Origin of the sequence: Streptosporangium heterodermiicola (assembly GCF_051390675.1) — a bacterium.
In the GTDB taxonomy this organism is placed as follows: Bacteria; Actinomycetota; Actinomycetes; order Streptosporangiales; family Streptosporangiaceae; genus Streptosporangium.
In genome coordinates this window covers 774,237-788,919 of record NZ_JBPJSR010000001.1, presented here as the reverse complement: position 1 = coordinate 788,919, position 14,683 = coordinate 774,237, and the positions used below count along the sequence as shown (strand labels likewise).

At 71.3% G+C, this 14,683-nt stretch carries 14 protein-coding genes; 4 read left to right on the top strand and 10 right to left on the bottom strand.

The genetic code is table 11. The annotated features are described in order from the left end of the window. Positions 1-14: 14 nt before the first annotated feature. Both glnA and ACSC1Q_RS03205 read right to left on the bottom strand, forming a co-directional pair. Positions 15-1,439, bottom strand: coding sequence for a type I glutamate--ammonia ligase (gene glnA / locus ACSC1Q_RS03210; RefSeq protein ID WP_329092704.1), 1,425 nt, complete (start codon positions 1,437-1,439; stop codon positions 15-17). Positions 1,440-1,597: 158 nt separating this feature from the next. Beyond that, positions 1,598-2,629, bottom strand: a complete 1,032-nt coding sequence (locus ACSC1Q_RS03205) for a hypothetical protein (protein WP_436757098.1) — start codon at positions 2,627-2,629, stop codon at positions 1,598-1,600. A gap of 136 nt (positions 2,630-2,765) precedes the next feature. Between ACSC1Q_RS03205 and ACSC1Q_RS03200 the strand changes: the two genes are divergently transcribed. From ACSC1Q_RS03200 to ACSC1Q_RS03185, 4 genes are all read left to right on the top strand, one after another. Beyond that, entirely contained in the window at positions 2,766-3,227 is a 462-nt protein-coding gene (locus tag ACSC1Q_RS03200) for an RDD family protein (protein ID WP_436757097.1), read from the top strand. Between the two features lie 222 nt (positions 3,228-3,449). Next, positions 3,450-4,496 (top strand): RNA polymerase subunit sigma-70, encoded by a 1,047-nt coding sequence (locus tag ACSC1Q_RS03195; protein WP_436757096.1) that lies wholly within the window; start codon positions 3,450-3,452, stop codon positions 4,494-4,496. Continuing rightward, entirely contained in the window at positions 4,493-4,861 is a 369-nt protein-coding gene (locus ACSC1Q_RS03190; RefSeq protein WP_436757095.1) for a hypothetical protein, read from the top strand. The genes ACSC1Q_RS03195 and ACSC1Q_RS03190 overlap by 4 nt, the downstream gene beginning before the upstream one ends. 143 nt (positions 4,862-5,004) lie before the next feature. Beyond that, complete coding sequence (locus ACSC1Q_RS03185; protein ID WP_436757241.1) at positions 5,005-6,138, top strand: serine hydrolase domain-containing protein; 1,134 nt, start codon at positions 5,005-5,007, stop codon at positions 6,136-6,138. Positions 6,139-6,304: 166 nt separating this feature from the next. Here ACSC1Q_RS03185 and ACSC1Q_RS03180 read toward each other — a convergent pair whose 3' ends face one another. From ACSC1Q_RS03180 to lpdA, 8 genes are all read right to left on the bottom strand, one after another. After that, positions 6,305-7,117 (bottom strand): class I SAM-dependent methyltransferase, encoded by an 813-nt coding sequence (locus ACSC1Q_RS03180; protein WP_436757094.1) that lies wholly within the window; start codon positions 7,115-7,117, stop codon positions 6,305-6,307. After that, the gene (locus tag ACSC1Q_RS03175; RefSeq protein WP_436757093.1) at positions 7,117-7,797 is read right to left on the bottom strand and encodes a DUF4191 domain-containing protein; all 681 of its coding nucleotides are present in this window, start codon (positions 7,795-7,797) and stop codon (positions 7,117-7,119) included. The genes ACSC1Q_RS03180 and ACSC1Q_RS03175 overlap by 1 nt, the downstream gene beginning before the upstream one ends. A 198-nt stretch (positions 7,798-7,995) precedes the next feature. Beyond that, positions 7,996-8,925, bottom strand: coding sequence for a lipoyl synthase (gene lipA / locus ACSC1Q_RS03170; protein WP_350970770.1), 930 nt, complete (start codon positions 8,923-8,925; stop codon positions 7,996-7,998). Between the two features lie 163 nt (positions 8,926-9,088). Then, positions 9,089-9,766, bottom strand: coding sequence for a lipoyl(octanoyl) transferase LipB (gene lipB / locus ACSC1Q_RS03165; RefSeq protein ID WP_436757092.1), 678 nt, complete (start codon positions 9,764-9,766; stop codon positions 9,089-9,091). 28 nt (positions 9,767-9,794) lie between these two features. Next, complete coding sequence (locus ACSC1Q_RS03160; RefSeq protein ID WP_436757091.1) at positions 9,795-10,532, bottom strand: Type 1 glutamine amidotransferase-like domain-containing protein; 738 nt, start codon at positions 10,530-10,532, stop codon at positions 9,795-9,797. A 48-nt stretch (positions 10,533-10,580) separates the two neighbouring features. Continuing rightward, entirely contained in the window at positions 10,581-11,477 is an 897-nt protein-coding gene (locus tag ACSC1Q_RS03155) for a TIGR01777 family oxidoreductase (RefSeq protein ID WP_436757090.1), read from the bottom strand. Positions 11,478-11,637: 160 nt separating this feature from the next. Beyond that, a complete protein-coding gene (gene sucB / locus ACSC1Q_RS03150; protein WP_436757089.1) occupies positions 11,638-13,125 on the bottom strand; it encodes a 2-oxoglutarate dehydrogenase, E2 component, dihydrolipoamide succinyltransferase in 1,488 nt (495 codons plus the stop codon). Between the two features lie 37 nt (positions 13,126-13,162). Next, positions 13,163-14,542, bottom strand: coding sequence for a dihydrolipoyl dehydrogenase (gene lpdA, locus ACSC1Q_RS03145; RefSeq protein ID WP_436757088.1), 1,380 nt, complete (start codon positions 14,540-14,542; stop codon positions 13,163-13,165). Positions 14,543-14,683: the final 141 nt, after the last annotated feature.

The window sequence follows — 14,683 nt, the reverse complement described above, 5'->3', positions numbered from 1 at the left end:
GGAAGATCGGCGGCTCAGACGTCGTAGTAGAGCTCGAACTCGTGGGGGTGCGGGCGCAGGCGGATCGGGTCGATCTCGTTCTCGCGCTTGTAGGCGATCCAGGTCTCGATCAGGTCCGGCGTGAACACGCCGCCCTCCAGCAGGTACTCGTGGTCGGCCTCCAGGGCCGCGAGCACGGCGTCGAGCGAGCCCGGGACCTGCGGGATGTTGCGGGCCTCCTCCGGGGGAAGCTCGTAGAGGTCCTTGTCGACCGGCTCGACCGGCTCGATCTTGTTGCGGATGCCGTCGATGCCCGCCATGAGCTGGGCGGCGAAGGCGAAGTACGGGTTGCAGGAGGGGTCGGGGACCCGGAACTCGATGCGCTTGGCCTTCGGGTTGGAGCCCGTGATCGGGATGCGGATGCACGCCGAGCGGTTGCGCTGGGAGTAGACCAGGTTGACCGGGGCCTCGTAGCCGGGCACCAGACGGTGGTAGGAGTTGACCGTCGGGTTGGTGAACGCCAGCAGCGACGGGGCGTGCTTGAGCAGGCCGCCGATGTAGTAGCGGGCGGTGTCGGACAGGCCCGCGTAGCCGACCTCGTCGTAGAAGAGCGGCTCGCCGTCCTTCCAGAGCGACTGGTGGCAGTGCATGCCGGAGCCGTTGTCACCGAAGATCGGCTTGGGCATGAAGGTCACCGTGTGGCCGTGCTCCAGCGCCGTGCTCTTGACGATGTACTTGTACAGCATCAGGGTGTCGGCGGCCTTGAGCAGCGTGTTGAAGCGGAAGTCGATCTCCGCCTGACCGGCCGTGCCCACCTCGTGGTGCTGCATCTCGACGTCGATCCCGGCGTCGATCAGCTTGCGGACCATCTCCGAACGCAGGTCGGTGAAGTGGTCCATCGGCGGGACCGGGAAGTAGCCGCCCTTGAAGCGCGGCTTGTACCCGAGGTTGCCGCCGTCCTGGGCCTTGCCGCTGTTCCAGGCGCCCTCGATCGAGTCGATGTGGTAGTAGCTCGAATGGGCGTTGGTCTCGAACCGCACGTCGTCGAAGATGTAGAACTCGGCCTCGGGGCCGAAGTAGACCGTGTCGGCGATGCCGGTGCCCTTGAGATACTCCTCCGCCTTGCGGGCGACGTTGCGCGGGTCGCGGCTGTAGGCCTCGCCCGTCAGCGGGTCGTGCACGAAGAAGTTGATGTTGAGCGTCTTGTGCTGCCTGAACGGGTCGAGGACGGCCGTGGACGGGTCGGGCAGCAGCAGCATGTCCGACTCGTGGATGGCCTGGAACCCGCGGATCGACGAGCCGTCGAACATGAGGCCGTCGGTGAAGACGCCGGCCCCGAAGTTCTCCGAGGGGAACGTGAAATGGTGCGTCGTCCCCGGCAGGTCGGTGAACCTGACGTCAACGAACTGCACCCCTTCGTCCTTGATGAACTTCAGGACGTCGTCGGCGGAGTTGAACACGCGAACCTCCCATGGGACGGGCTGACAGCCCGAAAGTATGCCTGTGCCGTTACCGCCCCGTGTCTCGTTTGTTTCACCCGTGTTAAGCGAACGTCGCCTCCACGGTAGTCCTCAAGTCCGCTTCGGACGGGTATAGCGGGTCTTTCCGTTACCGACTCTCACGTCTCGGACCTCAGTTCCCGGCAGGCTCCCGGATGCGTGTCGTCCTCGGCGCGGGAGTAGGGATCCACGGCGGGACCGGTCGTCTCCACGTTGTTCAGCGAGTCCGGATAGAAGGGGTGGACGAAGCCGTCGTCGACGTCGCACCGCGCGGGGGCCACACCCCCGCCGTTCCACTCGTTCACCCAGAAGCGCAGCCGGTCACCTTCCCGCCACGCCTGTACGACGCCGATGTTGTGGGCGACGAGCCTCGTCACGGTGTCCGGGCGGCCCGGCCGCTGGATCGCGTACACGAACAGGTAGTTGACCTTGACCCGGACGCCCCTGAGGCCGTCCTCCCTGAAGGCCGACAGCCGGGTCTCGCCGTCCACCTTGACGGTCCGGGTGACGAACTCGGCGCTTCCCGGCGCCAGGCTCGTCACCCACTCGCGGCTGTGGTACCCCTTCCTCCTCTCCGGCTTCTTGAGCCCCTTGACGAACGGCGCGCGCTGCTCCGGGTCCAGCAGGCGGATCAGCTTCTCCGGCCTGCCACCCGCCAGCACCTTCTCGTCCAGGTGCGCGGCGGTGAGGAGGCTCTTCGCGTGCCGCACGGCGGCGGCCACCTCCTTGCGCCCCAGCCCGCCCACCGCCCTGGCGGGCGGCATGACCAGTCCCTTGGCGCCGTCGGCGTACTCCTGGGCGGGCGAGCCGTCGAAGGGGGAGGGCCTCCCCGACTCCGCCCGTGCCGTCTCGGCGGGCTCGTTCGTCCCGGCCGCACCGGAGGTATCTCCCGCCGTCAGGTCCGAGATACCTCCGGACACGGCGGTACGGACCTGGTCGACGACATCCGGCCGGTAGGAGACGAACACCCCGGCCGCCGCGACCAGGACCGCCACGGCGATCGCCGCGTTCCGCAGCCTCCGGCGGCGCCGGAGGCGGGGATGCCGCGCCCACTCCCGCGTGGCGGCCTTGTTCATCCGCCGGCGTTCCCGGTCGTCGATCTGGGCCGTGAGCGCTCTGAAACGCTCGTCGATGTCGTCGGTGTCGGACACGAGGGTTCTCCGGGGGGTGATCGCGAGGGGGTGCCGACACACATGATCCCCGGCTTTCGCGGGACACCGGTAGCCGGTGGCCGCAGGGGACGCGGGCGGATGCGAGGGCGGCGTCCCGGACGGCTACCGTTGGAGCATGAGCAGCAAGCAGCCGCGTTGGACCCAGACCTGGCTCGGCGGCGTCAGGTCCGCCGGAGTCGATCTCGGCTACCCGGGGGAGCGGCTCGGGCTGCCCCGGGAGGGCAGCGGCTCGGTGGCCGGGTTCGGCCGCCGGATCGGCGCCATCGTGATCGACTGGCTGATCTGCACCTGGGCCATCACCCAGGGGCTCCTGCGGGTCGACCCGGCCAGGGCGCCCTGGGTGCCTGTCCTGATCCTCGCCGCCGAATACCTCCTGCTGGTGGGCACCATGGGGATGACCTTCGGGATGCGCCTGCTCGGCGTCCGGGTCGCCGCGCTCGGCGGTGGCGGCCCCGGGTTCGTCGCCGTGCTGGTGCGGACCTTCCTGCTCTGCCTGGCCGTGCCCGCCCTCGTCTGGGACCGCGACCAGCGCGGCCTGCACGACCGCGCGGCGAACACCGTGGTCGTACGCCTCTGAGCGGGCCTCGCGCCTCGCTTCCCGTTCCCACCCGCCTGTCCGGGCGCCGCTTCCCGCCCGCTCTCGGCCGCGCCGGTGCTCGTCCCGCGACCGTGATCACGCCCGTATCCGGGTTCGGGATTCGGGCGGGAGGGGCGACGGGACCGATTCCTTTTCCGGCCGGTGGTCGTCATACCGGGGGCGGCCGCGCCGGGCGGGACGCCGTACGGGAGGTATGAGGTCGTGACCAGGGACGAGACAGGCCGGGAAGCGGTGGAGGACGGCGAGGTCCTGGCCGCCGCGCTGGCGGGGGACGAACCGGCGTTCGGCGCGCTCGCGGAGCGGTACCGGCGGGAGTTGCGGGTGCACTGCTACCGGATGCTCGGCTCGTTCGAGGAGTCGGAGGACATGGTGCAGGAGACGTTCCTGCGCGCCTGGCGCAAGAGGGAGGGCTTCCAGGGGCGCTCGACGTTCCGGGCCTGGCTGTACCGGATCGCGACCAACGCGTGCCTGGACTTCCTCGACCGCCACCCGCGTCGACCGCGCCCGCGCGAGGCGCCGGTGCTCGCCACCCCCGGCGTGCCGTCGCCGTCGCCGACCGAGGTCTTCTGGCTGCGCCCCTACCCGGACCGGCTCCTGGAGCCCGCCGCGCCCGCGGGGGCCGAGCCGGACGCCGCCGTGGTCGCCAAGGAGACGATCGAGCTGGCGTTCATGGCCGCCATCCAGCACCTGCCTCCCCGGCAGCGGGTGGTGCTGATCCTGCGCGACGTGCTCGGCTGGTCGGCGCAGGAGGCCGCCGCGCTGCTGGAGGTGAGCGTCGTCTCGGTGAAGAGCACCCTGCAGCGGGCACGGTCGACGATGCGGGAGAACCTGCCCGCGCGACGGCTGGAGTGGGCGCCGTCCCCGGATCCGACCGGCGAGGAACGCGCGGTGCTGCAGCGCTACATCGACGCCGTCGAGCAGGCCGACCCCGCCGTCCTGGCCGGGGTGCTGCGCGCGGACGCGTGGCAGTCGATGCCGCCGGCGCCGATCTGGATTCTGGGAGGGCCGTCGATCGTCGACGCGTGGCGCCCGGCCATGGTCGGCCCCGAGGCGTGGGGGGACTGGCGTGTCCTGCCCACCCGCGCCAACCGGCAGCCCGCGGCGGCGGCGTACGTCAAGCGGGCCGGCGAGTCCGAGTACCACGGCTCGTGGCTCGGTGTCCTGCGGGTCGAGGACGGGCTGGTCACCCAGATCACGACCTTCGGCGCCGAGATCTTCCCGGCTTTCGGCCTTCCCCGGACGCTGTGACGGACTCGGTGACGGGCGCCGGTGAGGATCCGGGAGACGCCGTGACGGGTGCCGGGGAGAATCCGGGAGGCGCCGGGGAGAGCCCGGCGCACTCGCTTCCCGGGCGGTCAGGGCCGTTGTTCGACGTGCGCAGGATCGTCGTCGAGCCCGGCGGCTCGCGCGTTTACGACGAAGCCGAGTGGCGGGGGGCGATCGTCCTGCTGGAGCGCGGGCGGATCGAGCTGGTCCGCTCCGACGGCGATCACCGGGCCTTCCGGCGCGGCGACGTGCTGTGGCTGGACGGGCTGCCGGTGCGGGCCCTGCGCAATCCGGGACGGGAGCCCGCCGTCCTGCTCGCGATCTCCCGGCGACCCTCGCGGCGCTGATCTCCCGGTCCGGGAACCCGGGCCGATTCCCGGCCCCGCACCGATTCCCCGCCTCCGGACCGATTCCTTTCCCGGCGCCTCACCGTCGTACAGGTCACACGTCTCATCACGAATCATCAAGAAGGAGAAAGACCGTGAACGACATGCAGAAGCGGGTCCAGGAGGCGGCCGACAAGCTTGTGGAGTCCGGTGCCGAGCGGGGCCTGCAGGTCGCCGCGTACCGGCACGGCGAGCTGGTGGTCGACGTCGTCGCGGGCGTCGCCGATCCGGCCACCGGGCGTCTCGTCACGCCGGGCACGCCGTTCTGGAGCGCCTCGACCGGCAAGGGCGTCACCTCGACCGTGGCGCACGTGCTCGTGGAGCGGGGCGTTCTCGGCTACGACACGCCGATCGCCGAGCTGTGGCCGGAGTTCGGCGCCCACGGCAAGGAGCGCGCGACCGTGCGGCACGCCCTGACCCACTCGACGGGCGTGCCCGGCGTACCGGTGGCCACCACCCCGGAGGACCTGTGCGACTGGAAGGGGATGTGCGCGGCGATCGCCGACGCCACGCCCTGGTGGGAGCCCGGTACCAGAAGCGGCTACCACCCCCAGTCGTTCGGCTACATCGTCGGCGAGATCGTCCGCCGGGCCACCGGCACGCCGATCTCCCAGGTCCTGCGGGAGGAGGTCGCCGGACCGCTGGGGGTGGCCGACGAGCTGTTCTTCGCCGTCCCCGAGCCGGAGCTGGGCAGGCTGGCCCGCCTGGAGGACGCGCCGAACGACTTCGAGATGCCCGAGGGGATGTCCATGGAGTCGATGTTCGCGGACATGCCGTTCTTCAAGGTCGTGGACGGCTACACGGCGGCACCGATGGCCGCGATGCCCGACGCCGCGTTCGGCAACCGCGCCGACGTGCTGACCTCCGACATCCCGGCGGGCGGCACCATGTCCGCCCGCGCGGTGGCCCGCATGTACGCGGCCCTGCTGGGCGAGGTGGACGGCGTCCGGCTCGTCTCGCCGGAACGGCTCCGCGAGATCACCGCCGTGGAGTTCGGCGGCATGGACGAGGTCACCGCCTTCCCGGCCACCAGGTCCCTCGGGTACGCCCTCGGCGCCACCCAGCTCCTCGACAGCCCCACCCTGTTCGGCATGGCGGGCAGCGGCGGATCGGCCGCGTACGCCGACACGGCCACCGGGATCGCGGTCGCCGTGACCAAGAACCTCGTCTCCTCCGGGGAGTTCGGCACCTTCGAGGCCCTCGGCGGGCTCGTCCTGAACGCCGCTGGCGACCGCTAGGCGCCGCCCGGCGTGAGGGCTCCACCCCGCCGGGCCACCCGGCGGGGTCCCGTGCGCCCGACCACGCGCGAATCGCCTGCCGTGCGCGGATCGTCCACCGTGCGCGAGTCGCCCGCCATGCGCAGGCCATCTGCCATACGCGGGGCGTCTGGCGTGCGTAGGTCGTTCACCGTACGGGAGTCGTCCACCGCGCGCAGGTGAAGATCGCGGTGCCGGGCAGGTGATGGCCGCGCAGCGGGCTCCAGCCGCCCCACTCGCGGTCGTGGCCCGGCGGCCACTCGGGCTCGGTCAGCCCCCGCAGCACCAGCCCCGACGCGGTGACGAGCCCGACCCAGTCGGCCATCGTGCGGTGGTGCTCGACATAGGACGGCCGCCCGTCCTCGCCGATCTCCACGTACGCGGAACGGTCGAAGTAGGAGCGGTCGGAGGTGAGCCCGGCGGGGCCCGGGTCGTCGGGGAAGGCCCACCGGACCGGGTGGCTCACCGAGAAGACCAGCAGGCCCCCGGGGCGCAGCACCCGGTGGATCTCGGCCAGGACGGCACCGGCGTCGGCCACGAACGGCAGCGCGCCGTAGGCCGAGCAGGCCAGGTCGAACGTCTGGTCGGCGAAGGGCAGCACCTCCGCGTCCGCCTGGACCACCGGCAGCGCGGACCCGGCCTCCAGGTCGATCCGGCCGGAGTGCTGGAGCTGCCGGAAGGACAGGTCGAAGGCGGCCACCCTGGCGCCCTGCCCGGCCAGCCAGCGCCCGCACTGCCCGGCCCCGCAGCCGATCTCCAGCACGTCCCTGCCCGCGACGTCGCCCAGCAGGCGGGCGTCGGCCTCGTCCAGGCCCTCGGGGCCCCAGACGAACCCGGCGTCGCGCAGGAACTCCCCGTGCTCCGATTGGTACTCGTCGGCGGCGCCGTCCCACCAGCCGCGGTTGGCCCGGGAGGTGGCCGCGGCGTCCACCCGGTGGCGGCCCACCCCGGCGAGGCCCATCAGCGCATCTTCGGGCGGGGCATCTTCGCGCCGCGCGGCAGCGGGCCCTTGGGCATCGGCAGCGTCTGCGGGAGCGCCTTCAGCCGGTTGTTGATCTCGTACAGGGCGGGCTTCTTGAGGTTGCGGGGCAGCTTCATCAGGTGCCGCTGCAGCTTGGCCAGCGGGACCTGCCCGTCGCCGTCGCCGGACTGGATGTCGTAGACGGGGACGTCCAGCGCGACCCGCTGGACGCGCTTCTTCTCGGCGACGAGCATCTTCTGCACGCGGCTGCCCGGCCCCTCGGAGACCAGGATGATGCCGGGGTAGCCGACCACGCGGTGCACGATGTCCTGGTCGCGGGTGACGGCGACGGCGGGGGTGACCTCCCAGTTGCCGCGCATGCCCTGCAGGATCGCGGCGGCGGCGCCGACCTGCCCGTGCAACATGGAGTACTGGGCCCGCTGGGCGAGCTGGCCGAACACCACCAGCCCGACGGTGAGGGCCAGCATGACCCCGATGAAGAGGAGATACCAGAACCAGCCCGTGACCAGGCCGATCACCACGCACAGCGCGAGCGTGCCCAGCGCCGAGGCGTAGACGATCGGCATCCCCTTGGGGTTTGCCTCTTTGATGATCTTCGCGATCATGCGGAGCTGCTTGATGCGCCCCGGGCGCTCTGAGTCTTCGGGCTTCTTGGCCATGTTCTGAAGGATACAAATCCAGGGCTCAAGAAGTGAAAACGTGACCTGCCGAGCTTCGGTCCCGGCACCGGGAGCGGTCAGCTGTCCGTGACCGTACGTGTTCGCCGGAGCCGGTCACGGGGAGTCAGGGGCGGAAAACCGGAAGGACCCCGCCCCGGGGCGGGGTCCTTCCGGTCGTCACGGGTTTCCGGGAGGGGCTCAGGCGTGCTGGCGAGCCTCGACGGCCTGCTTGTACAGGCGGCCCGCCCGGTAGGAGGAACGGACCAGCGGCCCGGAGAGGACCCCGGCGAACCCGATGGCCTCCGCCTCCTTCTGCAGCTCCACGAACTCCTCCGGCTTCACCCAGCGCTCGACGGGGTGGTGGCGCGGGGTGGGCCGCAGGTACTGGGTCACGGTGAGCAGGTCGCACCCGGCCTCGTGCAGGTCGCGCATGGCCTGGACGATCTCCTCGCGCTCCTCGCCCATGCCGAGGATCAGGTTGGACTTGGTCACCAGACCGGCCTGGCGGGCCTTGGTGATCACTCCCAGGGACCGGTCGTAGCGGAACGCGGGCCGGATGCGCTTGAAGATCCGCGGCACGGTCTCGATGTTGTGCGCGAACACCTCGGGCCTGGAGGAGAACACCTCCTCCAGCTGGGCCTGGTCGCCGTTGAAGTCGGGCACCAGCAGCTCGACGCCGCAGCCGGGCAGGAGCGCGTGGATCTGCCGCGCGGTCTCGGCGTACAGCCACGCGCCGCCGTCGGGCAGGTCGTCGCGGGCGACACCGGTCACGGTCGCGTAGTTGAGCCCCATCTGCCGCACCGAGTCGGCCACGCGGCGCGGCTCGTCGGTGTCGTACTCCTTGGGCTTGCCGGTGTCGATCTGGCAGAAGTCGCACCGGCGGGTGCACTGGTCACCGCCGATGAGGAAGGTGGCCTCGCGGTCCTCCCAGCACTCGGAGATGTTGGGGCACCCGGCCTCCTGGCAGACCGTGTGCAGCCCTTCGCGTTTGACCAGCGCCCTGAGCTCGGTGTGATTGGGACCCGCCCTGAACTTGGTCTTGATCCAGTCGGGCTTCTTCTCGATGGGGGTCTCGGCGTTGCGGACCTCGAGGCGGAGGAGCTTCCGCCCCTCGGGGGCGACGGTCATGCGAGCTCCTTCGTCGGTCGGGAGACCGAGGTGGTGCACATCGAGGTGCGGTAAATGTCGTCACGCTCGCTCACCTCACCAGCTTATGTCCCGCCACGGGCTGCGGCGGACCCGGGTCACGGCGGGTGTCACGCTGGGTGAGCGGGCACGGCGAACGGCCGGGTCAGCGCCGGAACAGGTCCTCCTCGGGCAGCTCGAACGCCTGCGCGCCGAGCGCCTCCGCCAGGTGCTTCTCGGCGTACGGCAGGACCTCGTCGACCACGATCCGGCGGCCGGTCTCGGCCGACAGCGAGGAGACCCCGGCGTCGCTGATGCCGCAGGGGACGATCCGGTTGTACCAGCTCGGGTCGTTGGAGCAGTTGAGGGCGAACCCGTGCATCGTGACGCCGCCGGAGACCCGGATGCCGATCGCCCCGACCTTCCTGTCGGGCAGGCCGTGCGAGGGGTCCCCGGCCACCCAGACGCCGCCGCGCCCCTCCACCCGGCCCGCCTGGACCCCGAAGTCGGCGCAGACGTGCACCAGGGTCTCCTCCAGGAGCCTCACGTAGGCGTTCACGTCGAGCGGGCCGCCGAGCCTCACGATCGGGTAGCCGACCAGCTGGCCGGGGCCGTGCCAGGTGATCCGCCCGCCCCGGTCGACCTCGACGACCGGGGTGCCGTCGGAGGGCCTCTCGTGCGGCGCGGTGCGTTTGCCCGCCGTGTAGACCGGCGCGTGTTCGAGCATCAGGCAGGTGTCGGGGATCTCCTCGGCCACCCGGCGCGCGTGGATGCGCCGCTGAAGATCCCATGCCTGCTCGTAGGGGAAGTCAACGCCAAGACGGACGACTGCCAGGTCACTCACGCCTCAAGAGTAGTTGACCCGTTCGTGGTTAAGACGTGAGAAGCCGAGGCTCGATGCGGAACTCCTTGGCCCCGCCCGCCCCGTCGTGCTCGACCTTGTAGGCGTAGGCGTCGGGATGCACGCTGACGGCCTGGATGAACTCGGTGCCCACGTAGTGCAGGGCGACGCCCTCGTCGGCGGCGTAGCCCTCCGGCAGCTCGCCCGAGGCCACCGCCTCGTGCAGCAGCTGACGGCGCTGCGGGTCGGAGTTGTAGTGGACGCCGCAGGAGTAGGGGAGCATGCCCAGGCCGTCGGACCACACCCGCAGCGTCGGCCCGAAGGAGTCGGTGTTGCCGCCCACGTGCCAGCACAGCGCCCCGGCGCTCTGGCCCGCCAGCACCACGCCCGCCCGCCACGCCTCCTCGAAGACCTCGTCGAGGCCGTGCAGCCGCCACAGGACCGCCAGGTTGGCCACGCTGCCGCCGCTGACGTAGATGACGTCCTGGCTGAGCGCCCACTCGCGCGGGTCCTCGACGTTGGTCATCGGGAACACGGTCAGGTGGCTGACCTCGACGTCCCACGCGCCGAAGGCGCCGTACATCCTCAGCAGCCACTCCGCGTCGTCGCCGGTGGCGGTGGCGAGCAGGCCCAGGCGGGGCCGGTCCTGGCCGGTGAGGTCGAGGGCGTACCTGAGCAGCGGGCTCGCCTCCATGGTCCCCTGGCGCGTGGAGGCGCGGAACGAGCCGCCCCCGATCGCGAGGATGTGCGACTGCCCGGGGCTGCCCATGTCTGTCTCCCAGTGGTTTCATCGGCCGGAACGCTGAAAACAGGGATCTTAGAGTACGGCGGCCAGTGCCTCGCCGAGACGCGTATGCCGGAACGCGTGACCGCTGTCGAGCAGGCGCCGGGGCAGCACCCGCTGTCCGGTCAGCACCCCCTCGTCGGCGAACTCCCCGATGGCCGTGCGCAGCACGAAGCCCGGCACGGCCAGCGGCAGCGTGGGCCGGCGCAGGGCCGCCCCGAGTGTCTTGGTGAACTCGGCGTTGGTGACCGGCTCGGGCGCCGTCACGTTCACCGGCCCCGATATTTCAGGATTTTTCAGGATGTGCTGAACGGCGAGAATCCAGTCGTCGATGGAGATCCACGACCAGTACTGCCGACCCGAGCCCAGCGGGGCGCCCAGCCCCACCCTGAAGATCGGGAGAAGCTGCGACATCATGCCGCCCCGCCCGCTCAGCACCAGGCCGGTACGGAGTCTCACCACCCGGATGCCCGCCTCCTCCGCGGGCGCCGTCTCCGCCTCCCACGGCACCACGACCTCCTGGGCGAGGAACCCCTCACCCGCGGGCGCCGTCTCGTCCACCGCGACGTCCCCGGTGTCGCCGTAGAAGCCGATCGCCGAGCCGGACAGCAGCACCGCGGGTTTCGCCTCCAGGCCGGCGAGCGCGCCCGCCAGGGTCCTGGTCCCCTCGACCCGGCTGCGGACCACCTCGCGCTTGTACTCTTCGCTCCAGCGGTGGTCGCCGATGCCCGCGCCCGCGAGATGGATCACCGCCTCCGCGCCCTCCAGCGCCTCCCGCTCGACGACCCCCTTCGCCGGGTTCCAGAAGGCCTCGTCGCGGCCCTCCGGCACCCGCCGGACCAAACGGACCACCCGGGCGCCGTCGTCCCGCAGAGCCCTGACCAGAGCCGATCCCAGCAGGCCCGAGGACCCGGTCACGATGATCGTCATGTCGTCCAATGTAATCGACCTCCCCCCGGATCTTCGGAAACCGGACGCCCACCGGATTCGCGTCATCACCGCGGGTTTCCCGAGGGTGCCGCCGGCGCGGGAGAACGAGCCGGGCCGGCCCGCGACGTCGCGGACCGGCCCGGTGGGGGAGAACGGGTGACTAGCCGTGCAGGCCCAGCTGGTTCTCGAAACGGCCCTCCTCCAGACGACGCTTGATCGTCGTCAGGAAGCGGGCGGCGTCGGCGCCGTCGACCAGGCGGTGGTCGTAGCTGAGCGCCAGGTACATCATCGAGCGGACGGCGATGACCTCGCCCTCGGGGGTGTCCAGGACCACCGGGCGCTTGACGACGGCACCGGTGCCCAGCATGCCGACCTGCGGCTGGTTGAGGATCGGCGTGTCGAACAGCGCGCCACGGCTGCCGGTGTTGGTCAGCGTGAACGTGCCGCCGGTGATCTCGTCCGGGCTCACCTTGTTGGTGCGGGTGCGCTCGGCGAGGTCGGCGATCTTACGGGACAGCCCGGCGATGTTGAGGTCGCCCGCGTCCTTGATCACCGGGACGAGCAGGCCGCGCTCGGTGTCCGTCGCGAAACCGAGGTGCTCGGTGTCGAAGTACGTGACCTCGTTGGTCTCGCTGTCGATCGTGGCGTTCAGCTTCGGGTGCTGCTTGAGCGCCTCGATCGTGGCGAGGGCGAAGAACGGCGTGAACGTGAGCTTGACGCCCTCGCGCCGCTGGAACTCGGCCTTCGCCTGGTCGCGCAGCCGCGCGATCTTGGTGACGTCGACCTCGACCACGCTCGTGAGCTGGGCCGAGACCTGCAGCGACTCGACCATGCGCTTGGCGATGGTCTGGCGCAGCCGCGACATCTTCTCGGTGCGCCCGCGCAGCGTGGTGTCCACCACGACCGGCTCGGGGGCCTGCGGGGCGGACGCCTGGGCCGGGGCCTGGGCGGCGGCCTGCGGGGCCTGCGCCTGCGGCTGGGCCTGGGCCGCGCTCGCACGCTCGCGCTGGTCGCGGGCGGCCTCCAGCACGTCCTGCTTGCGGATGCGCCCGCCGACACCGGTGCCGGTCAGCGAGTCGAGGTCCACGCCGTGCTCACCGGCGAGCTTGCGCACCAGCGGGGTGACGTACGGGCTGTCGCCCGACGGCTGCGCGGCGGGCTCGGACGCCGCGATCGGCGACGGCGGCGCGGCCGGGGAGGACTGGACGGTCTGCGGGGCCTGCGCCTGAGGCTGCGCCTGCTGCGGGGCGGGGGCCTGCTGCGTCTGCTGCTGCGGGGCCTGCGCCTGCTGCGGGGCGGGCTGCGGGATCGAGGAGGCCGGCTGCGCCTGCTGCTGCTGAGGGGCGGGCTCCGGCTCCGGCTCGGGCTCGGGGGCCTTCTCCTGCGCCGGGGCGGCGGCGCCCTCGGTGCCGTTCTCGTCGATGACGGCGAGCTCGGCGCCGACCTCGACGGTCTCGTCCTCGGCCACCACGATCTTCGTGAGGATGCCCGCCGCCGGGGAGGGGATCTCGGTGTCGACCTTGTCGGTGGAGACTTCGAGAAGCGGCTCGTCGGCCTCGACGCGCTCGCCCTCCTTCTTCAGCCAACGGGTGACGGTGCCCTCCGTGACGCTCTCACCGAGCTGGGGCATCTGTACGGACTTCGGCATGGGTTGTCTTCTCTCGCGTTCCGAGTGAGGGCTTGCGTTAGTTGTGGACGTGGAGCGGCTTGCCGGCGAGCGCCAGCATCGCCTCGCCGACGGCCTCGGACTGGGTGGGGTGCGCGTGGATGAGCTGCGCGACCTCGGAGGGCAGGGCCTCCCAGTTGTAGATCAGCTGACCCTCGGTCACCAGCTCGCCGATGCGGCGGCCGACCATGTGCACACCGAGCACCGGGCCGTCCTTCGCCGCGATGATCTTGACGGCGCCCTGCGTCTGCAGGATCTGGCTCTTGGGGTTGCCCGCCAGGTCGTAGGTCAGCTCGACGACCTCGTGGCCGCGCTCCCTGGCCTGGGCGGAGGTGATGCCCACCGAGGCGACCTCGGGGTCGGAGTAGGTGATCCTGGGCACGCCGTCGTAGTCGATCGGCACCGGGTTCAGGCCGGCGATGTGCTCGGCCACCAGGATGCCCTCGGCGAAGCCCGCGTGCGCGAGCTGCAGGGTCGGGATGAGGTCGCCGACCGCGTACACGCCGGGCACGCTGGTCTGGCAGAACTCGTTCACCGTGACGGTGCCGCGCTCGATCGCGACGCCCGCCTCCTCGAAGCCCATGCCCGCGGAGACCGCGCCGCGGCCGACCGCGACGAGCAGCAGCTCGGCGTCGAGGGTCTTGCCGTTGGCCAGGCTGACGACCACTCCGGTGTCGGTGGTCTTGACGCCCTCGAAGAAGACGCCCAGCTCCTGCTTGATGCCGCGGCGGCGGAACGAGCGCTCCAGCAGCTTGGAGCTGGACTCCTCCTCCAGGGGCAGCAGGTGCGGCAGGCCCTCGACGATCGTCACCTCGGCGCCGAAGGAACGCCAGACGCTGGCGAACTCCACGCCGATGACGCCACCGCCCAGGACGACCACCGAGGTGGGCACCCGGTCGAGCTTGAGCGCGTGCTCGCTGGTGATGATCCGCTCGCCGTCGATCTCCAGGCCCGGGAGGGACCTGGGCGCGGAGCCGGTCGCCAGCACGATGTTGCGGCCCTCGTAGACCTCGGAGCCCACCGCCACCCGGTTCGGGCCCGCGAGACGGCCCTCACCCTCGATGATCGTGATGCCCTTGCTCTTGAGAAGGCCCTGCACGCCCTTCCAGGCGCGCGTGACGATCTTGTCCTTGAACGCGTGGACCGCGGGCACGTCGATGCCCTCGAAACGGGCCTTGACGCCGTAGGTCGCGCTCTCCCGCGTCTCGTCGGCGACCTCCGCGGAGTGCAGAAGCGCCTTGGTGGGAATGCATCCCCGGTGCAGGCACGTACCGCCGATCTTGTCCCTCTCGATCAGCGCGACCGTCTTGCCCAGCTCGGCCGCCCGCAGAGCGCAGGCATACCCACCGCTACCGCCACCTAGGACGACGATGTCGTAGGGGCCGCTGCCATCAGCCACAGGAAAGCTCCTTGTCGGATCGGAATACCGTCTTCACGGTCGCGCCCCTCGTCGTGCCCTGGACGGCCGCGCGGATCCTCGATCGCATCCACGCCGCCACCGGACCCGGCTCGGCGCCGTGCCGGTGCCCGCTTCTCGGCT